Raw genomic sequence first — 15,962 nt, 5'->3', positions numbered from 1 at the left:
TATAAGGGCTACTTTGCTCAACGCGATAAACGAGGCTTTTCATGACGCCGGATGAGGTCAGGCCATGGATTATCAGCCGTCCTACGGCTTTCTGAAGGACTGCTTATACCGATTTCTGTCCTTCGTGAACGGCAGCTTCGGGTTGATTTACACCGGTCAGGCTCGGCCATTACCGAAATTGGCTGCATGGCCCATGCCCGCCGAAAGTTTTTTGATCTACACGTCGCGAATAAAAGTCAGTTGGCCGAACCAGTCCTACACTCGGTTGGAGGCCTGCAGGAAGTTGCCGGTTCAGCGGGCGTGTGAAATCGACCAGTTGCTGCCGCATAAGTGGCAACCGGCTCAATCACCTAAGGCGTGATGGCCGGACGCTTACGTTGAAGGTCGAAGCAGGCGGAGTAGAGTAAACGGCATTCCCATCTGTGATGACAGAGGAGGGCCTGCAATGACACACAACCTTGATCTTCACTTTTTCACCAGCGAGCAGCTCAAGGCTCACGACCTTGATATCGCAACCAAGGTGCACCAAGCCACGGTTGCAAGCGTCATGCGCCGGGTAAAGCACATGAACTCTGGGCAGATACTCAACGCTTCAAGAGAAAATGGCAGGGTGATGCTCTGGGCGCAGGAAAAAATCGAGATAGTGCTTCAACATATTGGTGAGTAGCTCAATCCCGACCTGAGGCCTGCTAAAGGTGCACAGGCCTCATCCTATGGAACTCACCGAGCTACGAGCTCAGGCCAATGCGCTTGCTGAGCAACTCACCGTAGCGGCTACTGCGCTTGAGTCTAACAGTGGCCCTCAGGCAGACACGCCTGAGTCGCGGTACCACCGACGCATCGCGAACCTTGATCACCTTCAGGGCACTTCAGGCTCGCTCGGCGATGCTTTTTCTTCAGCTCGCTGACGCTTCAAGCGCTCAACGACTGAGAACACCCTATCTGCGGGATCAGCGCGCTCACTCCTATAGCCATTGCGTGCTAGAGAATTGAATGCCTCCTCCACAGCTTTTTCCTTCGGGTTTCTATCGATGAAAGACTTCATTGCTCTTAGACTCCATGAAGCATGGAGAGATAGCTGAGTAGACTCCGACCCTCTACCTCAGGCGCGAAGGCTTCACGCAGCCCAGATCAACTAAAAGCTGCAGCAATCAGCTCGTCCATCACTTGAGTGGCTGGCCCTTGCAGAAAATGTTCATCCTCGCTGACCTCAAACGGTACTGGATTGATGTGCACTACCGTCGAACCCCTACCCAAGGCGCGCAACGGCAGTTCCGCGGCGGGGTAGACTATGCCAGATGTCCCTATTGATAAGAACACGTCGCAGTTTTCCGCTGCTGCAAGCCCAGCGCTCCAGGCGATCTCTGGAAGCATCTCGCCGAACCACACTACGCCAGGCCGAATAAGGCCGTTGCACGCACCGCAATGCGGCGGCTCGATTCGCTGACCACCTTGAGGCAGATCGAGGATCGCCAGTGGTGATTGATATGCAACACCACAGTCGATACATCGCGGTGAGTGCAGGCTACCATGCAAATGAATCACACCCTTACTGCCAGCGCGCTCATGTAAGTCGTCGACATTCTGCGTTACGACCGTCAGCTTCGGGACGAGACTCGCAAGCTGAACGATTGCCTGGTGCGCCGCATTCGGTGCGGCCTGAAGCACCTTCGACCTGCGCCATTCATACCAGCCCCCAGCATAGGCCTGGATCCGCTCGGAAGGCATCCGCTGTCGCCAACTGGGCAGGATTAAATCGCTCCCATAACCCAGTCAGTGCATCACGGAATGTAGGGATGCCACTCTCCGCTGATACGCCGGCGCCGGTGAAAACAGTCACATGGTTTGACTGGCGCAGCCTATCCACTATGGAGCTAATGGGCATTGGTGTGGCCTCCTTGAAGTCGTATACCTAGAGGCTAAATGAGCGAGGCGATGTCTCCGCCCGTGACTGCATATGGCGATCACTGTCTAGCCTGCGTTTGTTAGCCACAGCATCCAAGAATAGCGACTATGATGACGTCCGAGCGCGTGAGCCGCTCTAAGTCGCCGCCTCATGAGGATTCGCTGTGTCAAAAGAGTTCTACCGTTACCCTGAAACTACGCCACTGACTCTAGATGCACTAAACGCCATTGATCTAGCCACTGCGCTCAACGGTGTGTCAGCTAGCTACGAGGACATTTGGCGCGCTCTGGCTGACGCAGCGCGAGCAAAGCTAGCCATCGAAGAATTCGCCCAAGCCCGGGTACTTTGGCTCCTGTCCGACCTTTGCTCCATGATGCTTAACCCCTCTGATCCGAACGAGCTCTTCAGGCCCTTCGCCATCCTGGAAGACAAGCGGTCACTGGCCATCACCGATGTAACGGAAGACGAGTTCGATTTCCTCGAATCCGCAATGGATGAGCTCAGTACTGGTCTCGTGAATGCCCGCGTTGCAGAAGTCCTATGGATCACCCAAGGACGACGTCATATCAAGCAGGCCCAGGCGGCTTTGGCAGGGTATCAGACAGTCCCCTTGAATGAAGACACCTGGTGGCGAGGTGGGGAAGATTGCTGGGGCCGTGCACTAATGCTGGCGCCAAGGCTAGGGAAGGCCGGCAAGGACATCGCCGATCAACTATCGAATCGTTTGTTCGAGGCACTCGACAAAGAATTTGAAGCTCCGTCCCCCATGCTGGCGCCAATAGCGGCCTTGGTACTCGAGAATCGCGTGGTGCACAGCCAAGCAGCTGATCTGCCGTCCAGGTTGGAGGAGGCCGGCCGGAACTCAGAGCGCACCGGTAATATTTTACGGGCTCGACGTTGCTATGAGTTGAGCATGGACGCGTATCGTGCGGCTAAAGACCTTGTTTCATCGGCTCGCATGACAGCAGCCCTCGCTAATACGTGGGTGGCAGAAGCGGAGGTGCTTGGTGATGGAGAAGGGGCGCAGCCGCTGATCGCCTTGAACAACCTCGAGAAGGCGTTGCAGATCTACAGAAAGGTACCGCAGAGACTGAGGGATCAGCTTGGCGTGACCGAGCTACTGATTCGCTTGCCTCAACGCATCGCAGATGCGGGCAATCGTTCGGTGGGGATGATGCGCATGCTCTCATCGCCGCCTACGGATATATCAGACCTGGTCAATGATGCCTTGGAAAAGGTTTCGGGCAAGTCCCCGGTTGAAGCACTCCATGCGTTAGCCACGCTGTATCCATTTGCCAAGAAAGAGGGCGCTCGGCAGGCAGCTTTGAACACGCTGCGTGTAGGCTTGATCGGGGCGCTTAGTGGCGCGACGTACCTCGACAAGGGTGGGCGTGTGATCGCCAAGACCAAACCTATGTCATTAGGCGCTGAGCCCTCGCAAGATAACGAGGAGCGCATTTGGGCAGAGATGGTCAAAAACCACGCCTTTACACGCAATCTCACCGTGCAAGGCGGAGTGATTCCAGCATTGGGCGTTATGCAGAGGGAACACTGCTACAAAGAGCAGGATCTGGTTGAACTTGCCAAGGCGTCGGCTCTGGTTCCGCCCGAGCGGGCGCTCATGGTCGGCAAAGGTCTGTATTGGGGGATGGTGGGTGATTTTGGCATGGCAGTGCATTTCCTCATCCCACAGCTGGAGAACATCGTTCGGTTCCACATGAAAGGCGCGGAACTGAAAACCTCCAACACTGATCCAGAGGGTATCGAGAATGAGAATGGCCTGAGCACGCTTCTGGACGTCGAGGGGGTCGATGCTGTCTTCGGCGCCGACATCGTGTTCGAGATGAAAGCCCTGTTCTGCAGCGCATTCGGGCCGAACCTGCGCAACGCGTTTGCTCATGGCCTGATGGACGACGATGATTTCTACTCGGCGGATGCGGTTTACGCCTGGTGGTTCATGTTGAAATGGGTGGCTTTGGTGTACTGGGCCCAGTCAGCCTCAAACCGTCAAGCCGTTGCCGAGGATCTAGTCTCTACGGTAAAAGGCGCGCCGGCAGTGACAGGCGAACCTGAAACAGACGCTTCTTAATCTGCGAACCCTAGGCGAGGGTTTGGTCAGCAAACAGACCAAACCCTCGACCAACGCCACCTTTTCGATGACACCGTCTTCGACCAAGGTATTAGCTGACAGCTCTAGCTCGGGCCTTGGCGCTCTAACCCGAGCGAGTTAGTCTCGAGCTTTTGCGTTGAGGCTGGAGATGCGAACGAAGCGAAGGATTACCCGGGCGTACTGTGTGGAGTTGGGCCAGGAGTTAACCATAGGCGGTGCACATCAGGCCTATTTCAACCAAAACCAGCCACGTAGCCGTTTTCTGTTCCAGTGCTCATCGCCGGAATGCAGGGCGCTCAAGGTGGTGCCAAAAATCACAGCCGTCAATTACTACATCCACCCGACCGAAAAAGCGCGCGTCAAATCTCCGCATTACAAAGACAACGAGCACTATGACCATCATGTGGACTGCGAGTGGATGCTGCCCGATGAGGACGAAGGTAGCGATGCGCCGTTGCCCGGAGAGACGGAAGTACAGACGCGCACACGCTTGGCAAAACGCCAACTCACTTCGGTAATCGATATCTTTGTTCCCCCGACACAGCCAGAGCAACCCGTGTTACGTCCACCTCGAGCAGCACCAGGCGACGAGGACGAGGTGGGAGCTATTCGTCGACGGGGCGGTGGCGGCGCAGAAGGCACCCGATCCGATCGGAAGCATCGAAGCGGTGACCTGCGTGAACTAGTGGATTACTACCACGACACACGCGAAGCCTTGAAAGACCTCTTTCCCGAGGTAACGATCAACGTGACAGGGCGTGGTGAGATACCGTTGCGTTCGTACTTCAAGAAGGTGGCTTGGGCCAGGCCTGACACTGCAGGATACGTCTACAACGGCGGTGGGCGGATTGAGCCGCGGGTAGGGGCCGGCTTCGTATTCAACTTCTATGACAAGGTTTCGGACAAAGATGCCTCTCTCCAGGTCTCTGATGAGGTCATGACTCAGCACCGATCAAGGCGCTATGTGAATGAACTTCTCGATCAGGCACGACTGGTAAGGTACTTCACGCTCTATTTCCTGGGCACCTTCACCTATGACGAGGCCAGCGACACCATGGTTGCACAGGTTACTGACCTTCGCTGCCTGGCGATTGACTTGGGCCCGTTGAGGAGCTGAGCTTCAGTAGAGATGGCAGCTCCTAACCATTGGCAAGGGCGGCACCTGGTGGGTAAATGCTTAAATCAGCGAGAGGCCTTCGCCTAGACGTAGATAGGTGCCAGGTAATGCAGCCAAGGAGCAAGTGATGCGTCAAGTAGTGTGTACCGATTGCCTTACCGAAACCTTCCTGCAGGATCATGCTTCGGAGAACGATATCAGCGAGTGTGACTACTGCGACCGAGAGCTCCCTGTCATGGACATGGAAGAGCTGGTAGAACTCTGCGAAACAGCAATCCATGCCTCGTTCCGGGCTATCCAACAACCCGGTTCAGTGATACATCACGGCTATCCTCCAGTCGGTGTCAGTTTGTATGACATTCTGGAGCTCATGCTAGGTGCCGATCAGGCCCTAATTTCTGATATCCATGAACGCCTGCTCGACTCCTGGAGCTACACGGGGGGCGATGACGACCCCTATTTTGTCGAAGAGACGGAGGCATCGTCGAAGCTGACGGTAGGCTGGCGAAAAATGGAGCACAGCCTGCAGTTTGAATCCCGCCTAGCAAATCCCTTAGTGGGGTCAATTCTGACTATGGTCTTCGACGGCATAGAAGATTTGCGCTCGAAGGATGACAGGTCAGCCATTGTGATCGCAGGCCAAGGGCATCAAATATCATCATTCCAACGGGGTAGGGTGTTCCAGGATGAGCAAAGCATGGAGGAAGCGCTGAGTCACCCTGAAAAGCATCTCGGCCCGGTACCAGGAGGCAAGGGATCTCCTGGCCGAATGAACGCCAAGGGAATTTCGGTTTTTTACGGCGCAACAGATGACCACACGGCAATTGCGGAGGTGCGCCCACCCGTTGGCAGCACGGTGGTTACTGCGCGGTTCGACGTAATCCGGCCTCTGAGGCTTCTCAACCTGAACGACCTGGCTTCAATGCGTCCGCACCGGGGGTTGAGCTATTTCAATCCGATTCGCAGGAGCCTTACCGAACGCTGCGCGTTTCTGAAAGACTTACAGCGCCAGCTGACAATGCCAGTCATGCCGGACTCGGCGGAAAGCGGGTATCTGATCACGCAAGCCATTGCCGATTTCCTAGCAACCCATGAAAAGCTGAATCTTGACGGTATCTTATTCCCCTCTGCGCAGGTGCAACAGGATACGTCACCAGGGCAGAACGTCATTCTTTTCCACAAGGCCAGCGGGGTAGAAAGGCTCGAGGACACACAAAAGGCTGAGTATGTGAGTCTCTGGGAGCCGGATGAGGATAGGTGGGTGTATTACCCAGAGTTCTGGGAAGCGGAACCTAAAGACTCAGATCAGTCCTCCCAGTACGTCCCTCTGGTACCGCCGCCGGAGCCAAGCCTGCGTCTAGCTCGAGACGGCATCGTGATCCACAAAATCCAGGGAGTTCGGTTCAGCACCGAGATCGACCCAGTCCGCTACGTTCCTTGGTCGAAGGATAGGAAATACCATGGGTTTCGATAGCCTGGCTGCTTTCTAACGAAAGCTCGGATCTTGTAAGAGATCTCTAAACCCATCGGAGTTTGGCGGGCTATTACCAGCCGTACCGTTCATCGGCAAAACCTATATATTGGGTTAGGCACATATTGAAAGCACTACATATTGGGCTAGATTGTGCTTGAGAGCCTACATCTGGTGTTTTGCCATGAACGAAGCCCATATCGAGAAAGCAGCGACCGATCTGCTCATGCAGATTTACCGTGATCGCCGTTACCTGTGGCCAGATCAAGATATTCCGCCGATGATGATGCGCAGCCCCCGGATCGCTGCCATGGTCTGCGGCTACGACTACCATGAGCATCCCACCCTGGGAGACACCCAGTTCAATCGGCACAACACCGGTACTCGTATCGCGGGCCTGATTGACCGTCAATCGAACAAGATCGCCGTCGCGACTGAATTTGGTGACAAAGTCCAGCTCTTCACCGGCGCGCATGAGATAGGCCATCTTGTGCTCCACGAAGACACTGTCATGCACCGCGACCGCGCTTTTGACGGCAGTCCTCTGCAAGCACCACGTGCACCTGCAGAGCGACAAGCCGATCGCTTCGCCGCCTGCTTCCTCATGCCTCAAAAACTGGTGAGGGAACGGTTCGAGTTCATGTTCTGCTGCAAGGGCCAATTGCGCTTCAGCGACGTGATTGCCTATCACCTCGACCCCAACAATCCGGATCGGCTTCTCTACTCCCCGAAAGAGTCGGGAGAGCGCGAGCTGGCACTGGCGCGATGCACCCGATTTAACAACCAGCACCTAGTATCACTGGCCCAGCAATTCGGGGTCTCGGACTCGGCGATGGCCATCCGGCTCAAGGAGCTGGAGTTGGTGCGGTGGCCTTAGAGCGGGCAGGGCGTTCTGACTATACCTGGAGCGCGCAGTCGGCGGGAGTTGTTGGATCGCCCAGAGAGGCACACTGTTCTGGGGAAATAAAAAGGGGCCTTCACGAGGCCCCTAATCTATGCTTCTGAAGGGTTACTTAGCTAACCAGCTCTCGACTTCGTCGGCACCATGCTGGCTTTTCCACTCTTTCAAGGTCTTGTGGTTACCACCCTTGGTCTCGACGCGCTCGCCTGTATGTGGGTTCTTGTAGACCTTAAGCTGACGGGGCTTGCGGGTGGACTTTTCAGCCACAGCGGCTGGTGCACGTCGACTGACAGATTGTGGGTCAAGAATGGCTATGATATCCCGCAGGCTGTAGCCGTACTCCGAGAGCAGGCTACGGAGCTTTTGTTCAAATTCGATTTCGCGCTTCAGGCCATCATCGTTTTTGAGGGTCTCAAGTTCGGCAAGCTGAGCAGCCAGTTGTTGCTCCAACTTACGGAATTCGGCGAGTCTGGACATTTGATGCTCCTCTATATGGTGCGTCGAGTATAGGGGTGGGGCTACAGGCCATCAATGCGTAGGTTCACGCCGGCGTTTTAGACCGATAGAGCAACGACACCAAGCATAAGCTCCGAAAACGGTCTAATACCGGCGATAGGGTGCAATAGCCGCCCACTCGCCGGTGACCGGCGTGGGGGCGACAATATCTTTGCTTCGATTAGCTGAGCAGTTGGCATTACCAGCGATAAACGCAATCCAGTGACGCTCTCATTGTCAGTCCGTTCCTAGGCCGAACTTCTTAACCTGGTTTTGACCAGCTAGCGCAAGCTAACCCGCCGTAGGCGGAGCTACGCCCACCGACTGCCTGCGCTGTCCCTCCTCAGCAATCACGCCGCTGTCCGTAGGCACAAGCGACCAGATCTTTGCTTCGATTCCGTCGTTCTGGAGCTTGCGCAGGAAGTAGCGAGCTTGCAAAGCGTCGTGGGTCGCAATGACGACTTGGAAACCGTGGTCAACAATATAATCACGCAATAGGTCGAAGACTGCGGATGCATGCACCAAGTCGTGGTGCTGTGTTGGGTCATCGAGCAATAGTGCTTTCCATGGCGACCACTGATGACTCATGGCCATCGAAAGGAGGAACGTCAGCTGGAGATCCGTAAGCTGAGCTTCGCTTGCAATGTTGGGCACTGGCGCCGACATCCTACCCAATGGCACCGATACGCCAGCTCGATCTCGGTTATAGGTGTTTACGAATTTTAGGCTCGCGTCATGGAATCTGGACTCACGGACGACACGCTTTAGCAGGGCCCGCCATCTTGGTTCGACTTTCCTGACATGTTTTTGCACATTGGCGATCTCTTTTTTCAGAGAACCATCAAGGGTGTCCATGGCATCTGCGAGCTTGGACAACCGGTTGAAGGCTCCCTGAGCGTTTTCGATAGCCCCTTTGAGATAGGCCTCGTATGCCTCTTCCGTGCGATCCAGACGTAGGCCATCGATAAAACGCTGCGCCATCTGCGAGTCATTTAATTTGGCCCATGATGCTATTTCAACGCCGACGATTTCCAGCTCGGCGACGTGACCGTGAAGCTCACTGATCGCGGATCGCAATCTGTCCTCCCTGGCTTGAGCGGCCTCAACCAGAGGATCGCCTACAAGTGCCAGTGCGTTCCAGCTGGCGCGCACCGACGTGATCTGACTCTGGACTTGCCGTATGGCTTCCTCATTCAGTCGAACCACGCTACTTAATTCAAGCAACTGGCTTTGCTGGGTGTCGAGTATTGATTGAAGTGTGCCCACTTTGCCGTTGAGATCGCTAATACGGAGATCTAGCTGGTTCTTTTCAATGGTGAGCTCCTCTAGCGTACGAGCGAGAGGGGCACCTGCTGTCAGATTAGAAAGCGTGGCGACTGCCTGGTCGCGTCGGGTCAAGGCGTCGCTGTACTGGATGCGTGCCTCATCAAGCGCAAGGACTGAACCTTCGAATTCGGCGCGGGCCTGGTCAAACTCTTCTTGCGGGATCAAAAGCGCAAGGTCGGCGCGGCGCTCCACGAGGCTACGTCGACTCGCAGAGACACCTTCCAACTGCACCCTCAGAGACTCTTTGGCCAAGGGAATCGAATCGCTGGCCAGAATCGGATCAATACGGAACGCTTGAATTTCCTTCTCAAACTCTTGGCGGCTTTCTTCCACGTGGGCAAGTGCAGTTTGGCAGGCCTGAAATGCCTCAAGCGCAGTTGTTACCACGGATTCGTTGGAATTTACATCCTGCGCGGCGGCCCGTAACTTCTGTTCGGCGACCTTCAGACTAGGATCGATAGCCTTCAACGCTTTGGCAACCTGATCTTGCAGCTTCGCGGCCCCATGATGCTCCAAGCAAAGCGGACAATCTTGTAGGTCGGGCGGCAGATGCTGGGCAATCGAGGCCACTGCCTGACGAATCGTGTCGGCAGAAGAACTCAAGGCTTGATACTCCGCCCTGGCGGTCACCTCGATTACCTTGAACCTTTCCAGCGCAGCACGTTGCTCAGCCAGCTCCGCGCTCAAACGCTCCAAGTCTTCTTCCAGTTGGTCTGCCTCGTTGCGATTTGCCCTCAAACGCTGTTCCGACAGCTCCCACTCGACAACCAGTCGTTCACCGTCACGGAGGCGTCGCTCTGCCTGATCAAGCGATACAAGCTGGTTATCGAATTGGCTATGTTGGTTGCGAACCAATTGGTTGCTTTCGTGGCGCTCACGCAATGTCCGACATTGCTGTTCCGCCGCAGTTACGGCAATACCGGCCTGGGTCAACGCTCCATTGCGATGCTCTATCTGTTGGCGTGCGCTTGCTTCATTGACCAGGCGCTCCAGAGCTTGCTCAACTCTGATTCGCTCCTGTTGTGCAACCAGCATTCCAGCCTGATGTTCGTGGAGAAGGGTGGCATTATCAGAGCGGAGTTTAGAGTGTGCCTCCAAGGTCAGATCGGAAGATTTGAGCTCTTCATTTAGTGCTGCCAAGCGGGCCTGCAGCAAGCCAAAGCTTTCGACTAGATTACCCGTCTCTGCTAAGCCGGCGATCTGTTCTTGCGTACGCTCTACCTTTTGACGCAGAACCTCGATGAGCGCGGAGTGAGCGACTGCCAGATTGTCCTGATTCGCCGGCAGGACTAGTAAACCTGAAGGGAGCTGATCATGACTCTCAGTTTTTACCGCGACTTGAGAAATGGCTTTTGCCAGATCATCGCGAGGTCGTAAGGCGCCCACTGCGCCAACTGTGGCGACATTACGCTCCTGGATAACGGCATTCCATTCGATTTGCTTTTGTTCAAAGACACGCAGATTTTCCTCTTCACGGTTTTTCTGCTCTGTTAGTGACCGTCGTACCGCCGGAAGGGAGGAACGAGCTAACGCGCCGTCCCGGCCAAGTGGCAGACGAGCCAGCTGCGAGCCTGCTTCCTTTTCTTCTGCCTGTACAATCCAACCGTTTTCTCGCTGGTCTAGCAGGTGAGTTAGCCGTAGGAGAAAAGGTATATCAGTAGGCGGAATGTTAGGAAATAGGGCGCTGAGGTCACCATCCTGGCTGACCTCACCCGACTCACTGATGCTAGAACTCACCGTCAGCCCAGCGAAATTCAAACTAACGTCGGCACACGACGCGCTATCACGCACGGCATGGAGAATATTGTCTCCCAGTCGAGAGATGTTGCCAGTGAGCCCCAATTCTATAGCTTCGAAAACGGTAGTTTTCCCGGTGCCGTTGGGGGCGAGCAGAATGGTTGCTCCAGGACTCAATTCGATGGTGACGTTGGGGCCAAATTTGCGCAGGTTCGTTAGGGTAATGGATTCAAGTTTGCTCATTGCGGATTCTCGCTGCTGACCACTGAATCGCTCATGATTTGCACCACATCAACTCCGTTGGCTGTAGACAGTAGCTCTGCCTTCCAAGCAACCATGTGGCGACCTGTCCAAGGGTGGGATTTGACCATTGCCTTAAATGCTGAAATCAGAGGATCACTCAAGGTTTCCACATTGCCAGGCGGATCTAGCGCGGCCAAGAAGGTTCGATCAAGGAAATCCGGAGCGCCCTCTGACTGGCGCGGCACTACTTTGCGACAGAAACGATCATCGGTTTCAATACGAGCCGCTTCGTTGTCAGAGATGTCGCCGATCAACATGAACATATAAAGATCGGATGTCTCAGGTTCTGGTAAAACATCCCGGACATCAGCAGACCATTGATAGGCCGCTTGAAGCGAGCTTGAAGGTACCTCAATCAACAAAACGGTACGCCAGCCGGCGGTCGTACTTCGTTGGCGCCTAAGCCGTAAAATTGTTGAAGGATAGTCGACCTCCGGCAGTTCAAATGCCTCAGCAACCTGCACCTGATATCTGTTTTCAGCGCGCTGGCTTATCGCCGCCGTCAAATCTTCAAGCGTCATCATAATCACTGCCCCTTCCCACAAGCGTTAATTGCCGCATCGCGCTCAATACGCCATTCATTCCATTGTTTTTTGAAATAGTCCTGCAACGACGCCAGCGTGCCTCTTTGTAGTTGGTTATAGACCTGGAAACGCGTAATCAGCAGGCGGGGCTGACGCTCCGCTGCCATACTACTTTCTGCTGCTCTATCGTCAGCCATTCCTGAATCGCGTAAACAGGTTGCAGAAGCCTCCACTCCAGACAGAATGACCACGGGAGCGGGAGACTGACCTAGCACCACTCGCAAGCTGTCCTCACTTAATAGTCGCGGGGCGCCACGGTCTGTAGCGCCGCCAGACCAATGGCGCAAAGCGATGCTAAGAATTTCTCCTATCGGTGGGATTGCGCGCCAGTGCGCATCAGCGCCACCAAGCCCGACGCATGTCAGCAACAGCATCAGGATGGCTACTTCAATGAGTTCCAGCGTACGAGGGCCGATGCGCAATGCATGTTTTGCGTCCAACCCCTCTGTTTGTGGATACATCAGTTGCTCGAAAAGCGATTGCCGGGCCGTTTGGTCTGCCGATAGCTCGACCTTCCATTCCCGCCACATAGCTTCCATGGCAGCGAGTAAATCCAGGTCACTGATCTTGGCCATTTTTTTATCGACACGGTTCTGCAACTGCTGCCATACCATATCGTTCATCGCGTCGTGGAGTGCCGCTGATTCTCGGCGATTGTCTAATTGCGATGTAATGGAACGACCGAGCCCGCAGGAGAGTGATTCAGTATTCTGGAGCCACGGCAGGTCATCGAGGTCGGTCTCCCCGATTCCGAGTGTACTGCCTAGCTCTTGGCCTACGCCGTGACGCCATACAGGCTCACCGAGCAGCAGGCCGTGGCTGCCGGCTTTTAGGTGCAGAGCCAACCGGAGGATGGCAGAGGGTAGGGCGTTGACCCCGGGGGAGGGAGAGCTGTAGCCGGCATGCAACCGAAACTGCCTGTTGGATGTACCCTCCTTCCAATGATGACCCACGACCTGGCTTGCAGGATTTACAGAACCTTCTGTATCTGGGCCGTTGAGGTCGTGCGTGCCCATCACTGTCCAATCTTGACCGTCGGGATTCAGTAGGTATTGAGTCCAGGTTTGAAAGCTGGGACGAAGCATTTTCTGTAGCTGCTTCGCAGCTGAGTAGCAGCTAATTACGTTGGTGTCAGTGGTGTTATCAGAGATGTAGTCGATAAGAAGGCTTAGGGTCGTGCGCGAATCTAGAAAATGCCTGTCAAGAGAAGCAAGTGCAGCCCTTTCCAGCTCGGTCTCATCCCCGAGAGATTCGATGCTGAGTATCTGCATTTTTTCTACGACGTGCGACCAGTCCCTGAATCCGCACCAAGTAGTAAGCCATGTGTAGACCCTCTGGGTTGGGTTGTCATCACGCTGGGATAAATCACCGACGCTAAGCCCGTCTTTGTTGCATGAGTCCCAAAACTCACGCAAATGGTTAATGGTTGTGACATGTGCCTTGCTATGCCCTTTGATCGCTACGTCAAGGCCGGGGAGGTGCAGGGTGAAGGTACGTTTCGAAGGTTTTGCGCCACTCGCTGGTGCCTGCCAGGACGCTAAGCTCTTCATTACCTTTTCGAGCTCCGAATCGAAGTCGTCGTCAGCAGGATCCTTGGCTGCGTCAGTATCGCCAGCCTTCTCGGCTTCAACGACTGGATCAGACGCCTGTGAGCCCTTTCCAGCTTTATCGCCCTTTGCGCTTTTCTCGCGGGATTTCAGGAAGGCTTCTTTGTCGACGTGCTTGTCGCTGAAGCAAGTCGTCTGCCGCTTGATTTGTAGGTGTTCCCAATGTTCCTCCGTGTGCTGAACAACTACGTCGTCCCACTGAGGGATCCCACCCTGTTCGGCACCTATGAACATGGGGGCAGGACGTCCGTCCAGGTACTTGTCCAGCATATCGGATAGACGCCGGGCAATTACCAGCTTTTCGTAGCGGCCCTTTTGCTCAAGCCGGAACCTTTTTATCATAGAGAATCCCTTCAAGCGGTAGGTGCATGGGGCACCACTGGCAGTAGGCCATATAGTAGCGAGACGGCTTCGCTCAAGGAACTGTGGGTTTTTCTATAAATTGATACCTTACGTGCTTGATTTCACCGGGATACTTGGCACACCTGGACGTTAAGGTATGAAGACGAGGTCGCAGCAGTAGCTTGATCGGCGGGGCCCGCCGCGGGCTAGTAAATGCTAACCTGTCGTTTAACCACAGTAGCCGCAGGAAAAAACCTACACATGAGCACTTTGCCTCCTGATCGACACGCCCGCTATTCGGAGGTGCTCAAGGCAGCTATGAGCTTATTCGGCGGCGATCTTGATGCGACCTTGCAATGGATGTCACGCCCAGTCGCAGCATTTGGGCGCAAAGCTCCTGCAGCCATGGTCACAACTAGGCAGGAAACGGACACCGTGATCGATTTTATCAGGCGCTTGGAGCATGGGTTTGTTGCGTGAGTTGCCTAGACGATGGTCTTTAGGTGGAAGTTTGGACATTGAGCCGGGGCGGCGCCAGAAAGGGCTCGCTTCGAACCCCAAACGTAAGCCGACCGTCTACCAAACCAAACCCCTGCCGCTCCCCGGTGGCCGGCTACGCGATACCCAACAGCTTTTCCAGCTGCGCATGCTCCCAAGTGCTCAGCAGCTCTACGGGGTCAGTACTGTACGACTGCAGCGAGTCGAAAATGTAGGCACGTCCCTCCGGGCTGTAGCAGCTGTCGCAATAGTCGAGCGTGTCACAGTCGTTGTAGAACGTGAGCACCCAGCCATCGGCCTCCACCGTCATCAAACCGCAGTAGATCTCAGCCCAAGACTGCTCACCTAGACGGCGCATGCTACGAACCCCGAGAGCGATGTCCCGCAGGATCTGATAAGCCTCGCGGGCCGTGAGCGGTTTTGCTTCCAAAAGAAGTACCTATATCTGGATGTTGTCGAACTGTCCGTGTCCGAGCTCGGCTGACCGCATGGTAAATGAAACTTGGCATGGCGGGCGTGTTACGCGGGCATCAATTTGGTAGCCTTCGGCCCTTTTGGAGCACATCGATGACAGCCAACGCACAGTCCAAGCTCAGTGCCCGCTACGGCGCGACCAACATCTCATCGCCCACGCAATGGAATGAGGTCATCGAGCAACTCCTTGATCATCGGAGTGTCCGGGCGTTCACTGATCAACCCTTGCCTGACGGCACGATCGAGACCCTGGTCGCAGCTGCCCAGTCCGCATCGACATCTTCCAATCTCCAGGTCTGGAGTGTCGTCGCAGTTCAAGATGTCGATCGCAAGAAGCGCCTGTCCGGCCTGGCCGGTAATCAGGCCTATATCCATCAAGCCCCACTGTTCCTGGTCTGGCTCGCAGACCTGTCCCGGATTTCGCGCATAGCGGAGCAGGCGGGGGTAGAGCTGGAAGCACTACCGTACCTGGAAAGCTTGCTGCTAGGCACGATCGATGCAGCGTTGGCCGCTCAGAACGCTGTTGTCGCTCTGGAGTCGTTGGGGCTTGGCAGCGTATACATCGGTGGCATCCGTAACGATATCGAAGGGGTTGCAAATGAGCTGGGTCTGCCTCCCGAGGTCTATCCCGTCTTCGGCCTATGCGTCGGTTATCCATCACCTGACCGACCTGCAAAGGTAAAACCGCGGCTACCGCAGCAAGCCGTACTGCATCACGAAACCTATACGATCGCTGGCGAGGAGGGCGTCCTCTCGGAATACGATGCGCGCCTGAGTGCGTTCTATCAGCGCGAAGGAATGAATGCTTCCGGCTGGTCGGAGCAAGTGATCAGCAGACTCCGGAATGTGTCGAGTCTGCATGGGCGTGAGGAGCTTCTGGGTGAGCTGGCGCGAATGGGCTTTGGGCTTCGCTGATGCGCGAGTCTGAGGGAGGAGGGTATGGCACACAAGCTCGTCAGCGCAGAAGCAGAACTCATACCGTTGCGTGCATCGAGCGAGGTGGATGCCTCAGAGGCGTAGCGCTGAGAACCTTCAACCAGTAGTGCAGCATTGAATACTTTTGTACTCCTCCGAGGATTCGTAGCTCGCGA

At 55.3% G+C, this 15,962-nt stretch carries 13 protein-coding genes and 2 pseudogenes; 8 read left to right on the top strand and 7 right to left on the bottom strand.

All coding sequences use genetic code 11. The features are described 5' to 3' along the window. Positions 1 to 168 precede the first annotated feature (168 nt). Positions 169 to 297, top strand: a pseudogene (locus ACK2SD_RS12095) (IS66 family transposase); the annotation flags it as partial. A 148-nt stretch (positions 298 to 445) separates the two neighbouring features. Further along, on the top strand, positions 446 to 667 hold the full coding sequence (locus ACK2SD_RS12090) for a hypothetical protein (protein WP_230957551.1): 222 nt from the start codon (positions 446 to 448) through the stop codon (positions 665 to 667). Between the two features lie 192 nt (positions 668 to 859). Here the strand turns inward: ACK2SD_RS12090 and ACK2SD_RS12085 are convergent, their stop codons facing one another. After that, a complete protein-coding gene (locus ACK2SD_RS12085) occupies positions 860 to 1,045 on the bottom strand; it encodes a hypothetical protein (RefSeq protein ID WP_412462253.1) in 186 nt (61 codons plus the stop codon). Positions 1,046 to 1,131: 86 nt separating this feature from the next. Further along, a pseudogene (locus ACK2SD_RS12080) lies at positions 1,132 to 1,777 on the bottom strand (Sir2 family NAD-dependent protein deacetylase). Positions 1,778 to 2,069: 292 nt separating this feature from the next. Between ACK2SD_RS12080 and ACK2SD_RS12075 the strand changes: the two are divergent. From ACK2SD_RS12075 to ACK2SD_RS12060, 4 genes are all read left to right on the top strand, one after another. After that, the gene (locus ACK2SD_RS12075) at positions 2,070 to 3,995 is read left to right on the top strand and encodes a DUF4209 domain-containing protein (protein ID WP_412462252.1); all 1,926 of its coding nucleotides are present in this window, start codon (positions 2,070 to 2,072) and stop codon (positions 3,993 to 3,995) included. 205 nt (positions 3,996 to 4,200) lie between these two features. Next, positions 4,201 to 5,133 (top strand): hypothetical protein, encoded by a 933-nt coding sequence (locus ACK2SD_RS12070; RefSeq protein WP_392504562.1) that lies wholly within the window; start codon positions 4,201 to 4,203, stop codon positions 5,131 to 5,133. 127 nt (positions 5,134 to 5,260) lie between these two features. After that, on the top strand, positions 5,261 to 6,607 hold the full coding sequence (locus tag ACK2SD_RS12065) for an RES domain-containing protein (protein ID WP_412462251.1): 1,347 nt from the start codon (positions 5,261 to 5,263) through the stop codon (positions 6,605 to 6,607). Positions 6,608 to 6,788: 181 nt separating this feature from the next. Further along, positions 6,789 to 7,481, top strand: coding sequence for an ImmA/IrrE family metallo-endopeptidase (locus ACK2SD_RS12060; protein WP_258693537.1), 693 nt, complete (start codon positions 6,789 to 6,791; stop codon positions 7,479 to 7,481). Between the two features lie 132 nt (positions 7,482 to 7,613). Here the strand turns inward: ACK2SD_RS12060 and ACK2SD_RS12055 are convergent, their stop codons facing one another. The 4 genes from ACK2SD_RS12055 to ACK2SD_RS12040 all read right to left on the bottom strand — a co-directional run bounded on the left by ACK2SD_RS12055 (position 7,614) and on the right by ACK2SD_RS12040 (position 13,899). Then, positions 7,614 to 7,982 carry a histone-like nucleoid-structuring protein, MvaT/MvaU family gene (locus ACK2SD_RS12055; RefSeq protein ID WP_053256026.1) on the bottom strand — a complete coding sequence of 123 codons (369 nt, stop codon included), beginning with the start codon at positions 7,980 to 7,982 and terminating at the stop codon, positions 7,614 to 7,616. Between the two features lie 309 nt (positions 7,983 to 8,291). Further along, a complete protein-coding gene (locus tag ACK2SD_RS12050; RefSeq protein ID WP_412462250.1) occupies positions 8,292 to 11,306 on the bottom strand; it encodes an AAA family ATPase in 3,015 nt (1,004 codons plus the stop codon). After that, positions 11,303 to 11,890, bottom strand: a complete 588-nt coding sequence (locus tag ACK2SD_RS12045; RefSeq protein WP_412462309.1) for an ABC-three component system middle component 1 — start codon at positions 11,888 to 11,890, stop codon at positions 11,303 to 11,305. Before ACK2SD_RS12045 ends, ACK2SD_RS12050 begins: the two co-directional genes overlap by 4 nt. Positions 11,891 to 11,892: 2 nt before the next feature. Continuing rightward, positions 11,893 to 13,899, bottom strand: coding sequence for an ABC-three component system protein (locus tag ACK2SD_RS12040; RefSeq protein ID WP_412462249.1), 2,007 nt, complete (start codon positions 13,897 to 13,899; stop codon positions 11,893 to 11,895). Positions 13,900 to 14,160: 261 nt separating this feature from the next. Here ACK2SD_RS12040 and ACK2SD_RS12035 point away from each other — a divergent pair, with 261 nt between their 5' ends. Further along, positions 14,161 to 14,379, top strand: coding sequence for an antitoxin Xre/MbcA/ParS toxin-binding domain-containing protein (locus ACK2SD_RS12035; protein WP_412462248.1), 219 nt, complete (start codon positions 14,161 to 14,163; stop codon positions 14,377 to 14,379). Between the two features lie 133 nt (positions 14,380 to 14,512). Here ACK2SD_RS12035 and ACK2SD_RS12030 read toward each other — a convergent pair whose 3' ends face one another. Next, positions 14,513 to 14,827, bottom strand: a complete 315-nt coding sequence (locus ACK2SD_RS12030) for a hypothetical protein (RefSeq protein WP_412462247.1) — start codon at positions 14,825 to 14,827, stop codon at positions 14,513 to 14,515. A 137-nt stretch (positions 14,828 to 14,964) separates the two neighbouring features. Between ACK2SD_RS12030 and ACK2SD_RS12025 the strand changes: the two genes are divergently transcribed. Beyond that, positions 14,965 to 15,786 (top strand): NADPH-dependent oxidoreductase, encoded by an 822-nt coding sequence (locus tag ACK2SD_RS12025; RefSeq protein WP_412462246.1) that lies wholly within the window; start codon positions 14,965 to 14,967, stop codon positions 15,784 to 15,786. Positions 15,787 to 15,962 lie beyond the last annotated feature (176 nt).

The sequence above is a fragment of the Pseudomonas sp. SC11 genome (assembly GCF_047039205.1).
Lineage (GTDB): Bacteria > Pseudomonadota > Gammaproteobacteria > Pseudomonadales > Pseudomonadaceae > Aquipseudomonas > Aquipseudomonas boreofloridensis.
The sequence above is the reverse complement of the archived record's forward strand: the minus strand, read 5'-3'. Positions and strand labels throughout refer to the sequence as shown.

Bases quoted from the DNA above. Each gene is read 5' to 3' on its own strand.
- ACK2SD_RS12090 (WP_230957551.1), top strand. From the start codon at position 446: ATGACACACAACCTTGATCTTCACTTTTTCACCAGCGAGCAGCTCAAG.
- ACK2SD_RS12085 (WP_412462253.1), bottom strand. From the start codon at position 1,045: ATGAAGTCTTTCATCGATAGAAACCCGAAGGAAAAAGCTGTGGAGGAG.
- ACK2SD_RS12065 (WP_412462251.1), top strand. From the start codon at position 5,261: ATGCGTCAAGTAGTGTGTACCGATTGCCTTACCGAAACCTTCCTGCAG.
- ACK2SD_RS12060 (WP_258693537.1), top strand. From the start codon at position 6,789: ATGAACGAAGCCCATATCGAGAAAGCAGCGACCGATCTGCTCATGCAG.
- ACK2SD_RS12055 (WP_053256026.1), bottom strand. From the start codon at position 7,982: ATGTCCAGACTCGCCGAATTCCGTAAGTTGGAGCAACAACTGGCTGCT.
- ACK2SD_RS12050 (WP_412462250.1), bottom strand. From the start codon at position 11,306: ATGAGCAAACTTGAATCCATTACCCTAACGAACCTGCGCAAATTTGGC.
- ACK2SD_RS12045 (WP_412462309.1), bottom strand. From the start codon at position 11,890: ATGATGACGCTTGAAGATTTGACGGCGGCGATAAGCCAGCGCGCTGAA.
- ACK2SD_RS12040 (WP_412462249.1), bottom strand. From the start codon at position 13,899: ATGATAAAAAGGTTCCGGCTTGAGCAAAAGGGCCGCTACGAAAAGCTG.
- ACK2SD_RS12035 (WP_412462248.1), top strand. From the start codon at position 14,161: ATGAGCACTTTGCCTCCTGATCGACACGCCCGCTATTCGGAGGTGCTC.
- ACK2SD_RS12025 (WP_412462246.1), top strand. From the start codon at position 14,965: ATGACAGCCAACGCACAGTCCAAGCTCAGTGCCCGCTACGGCGCGACC.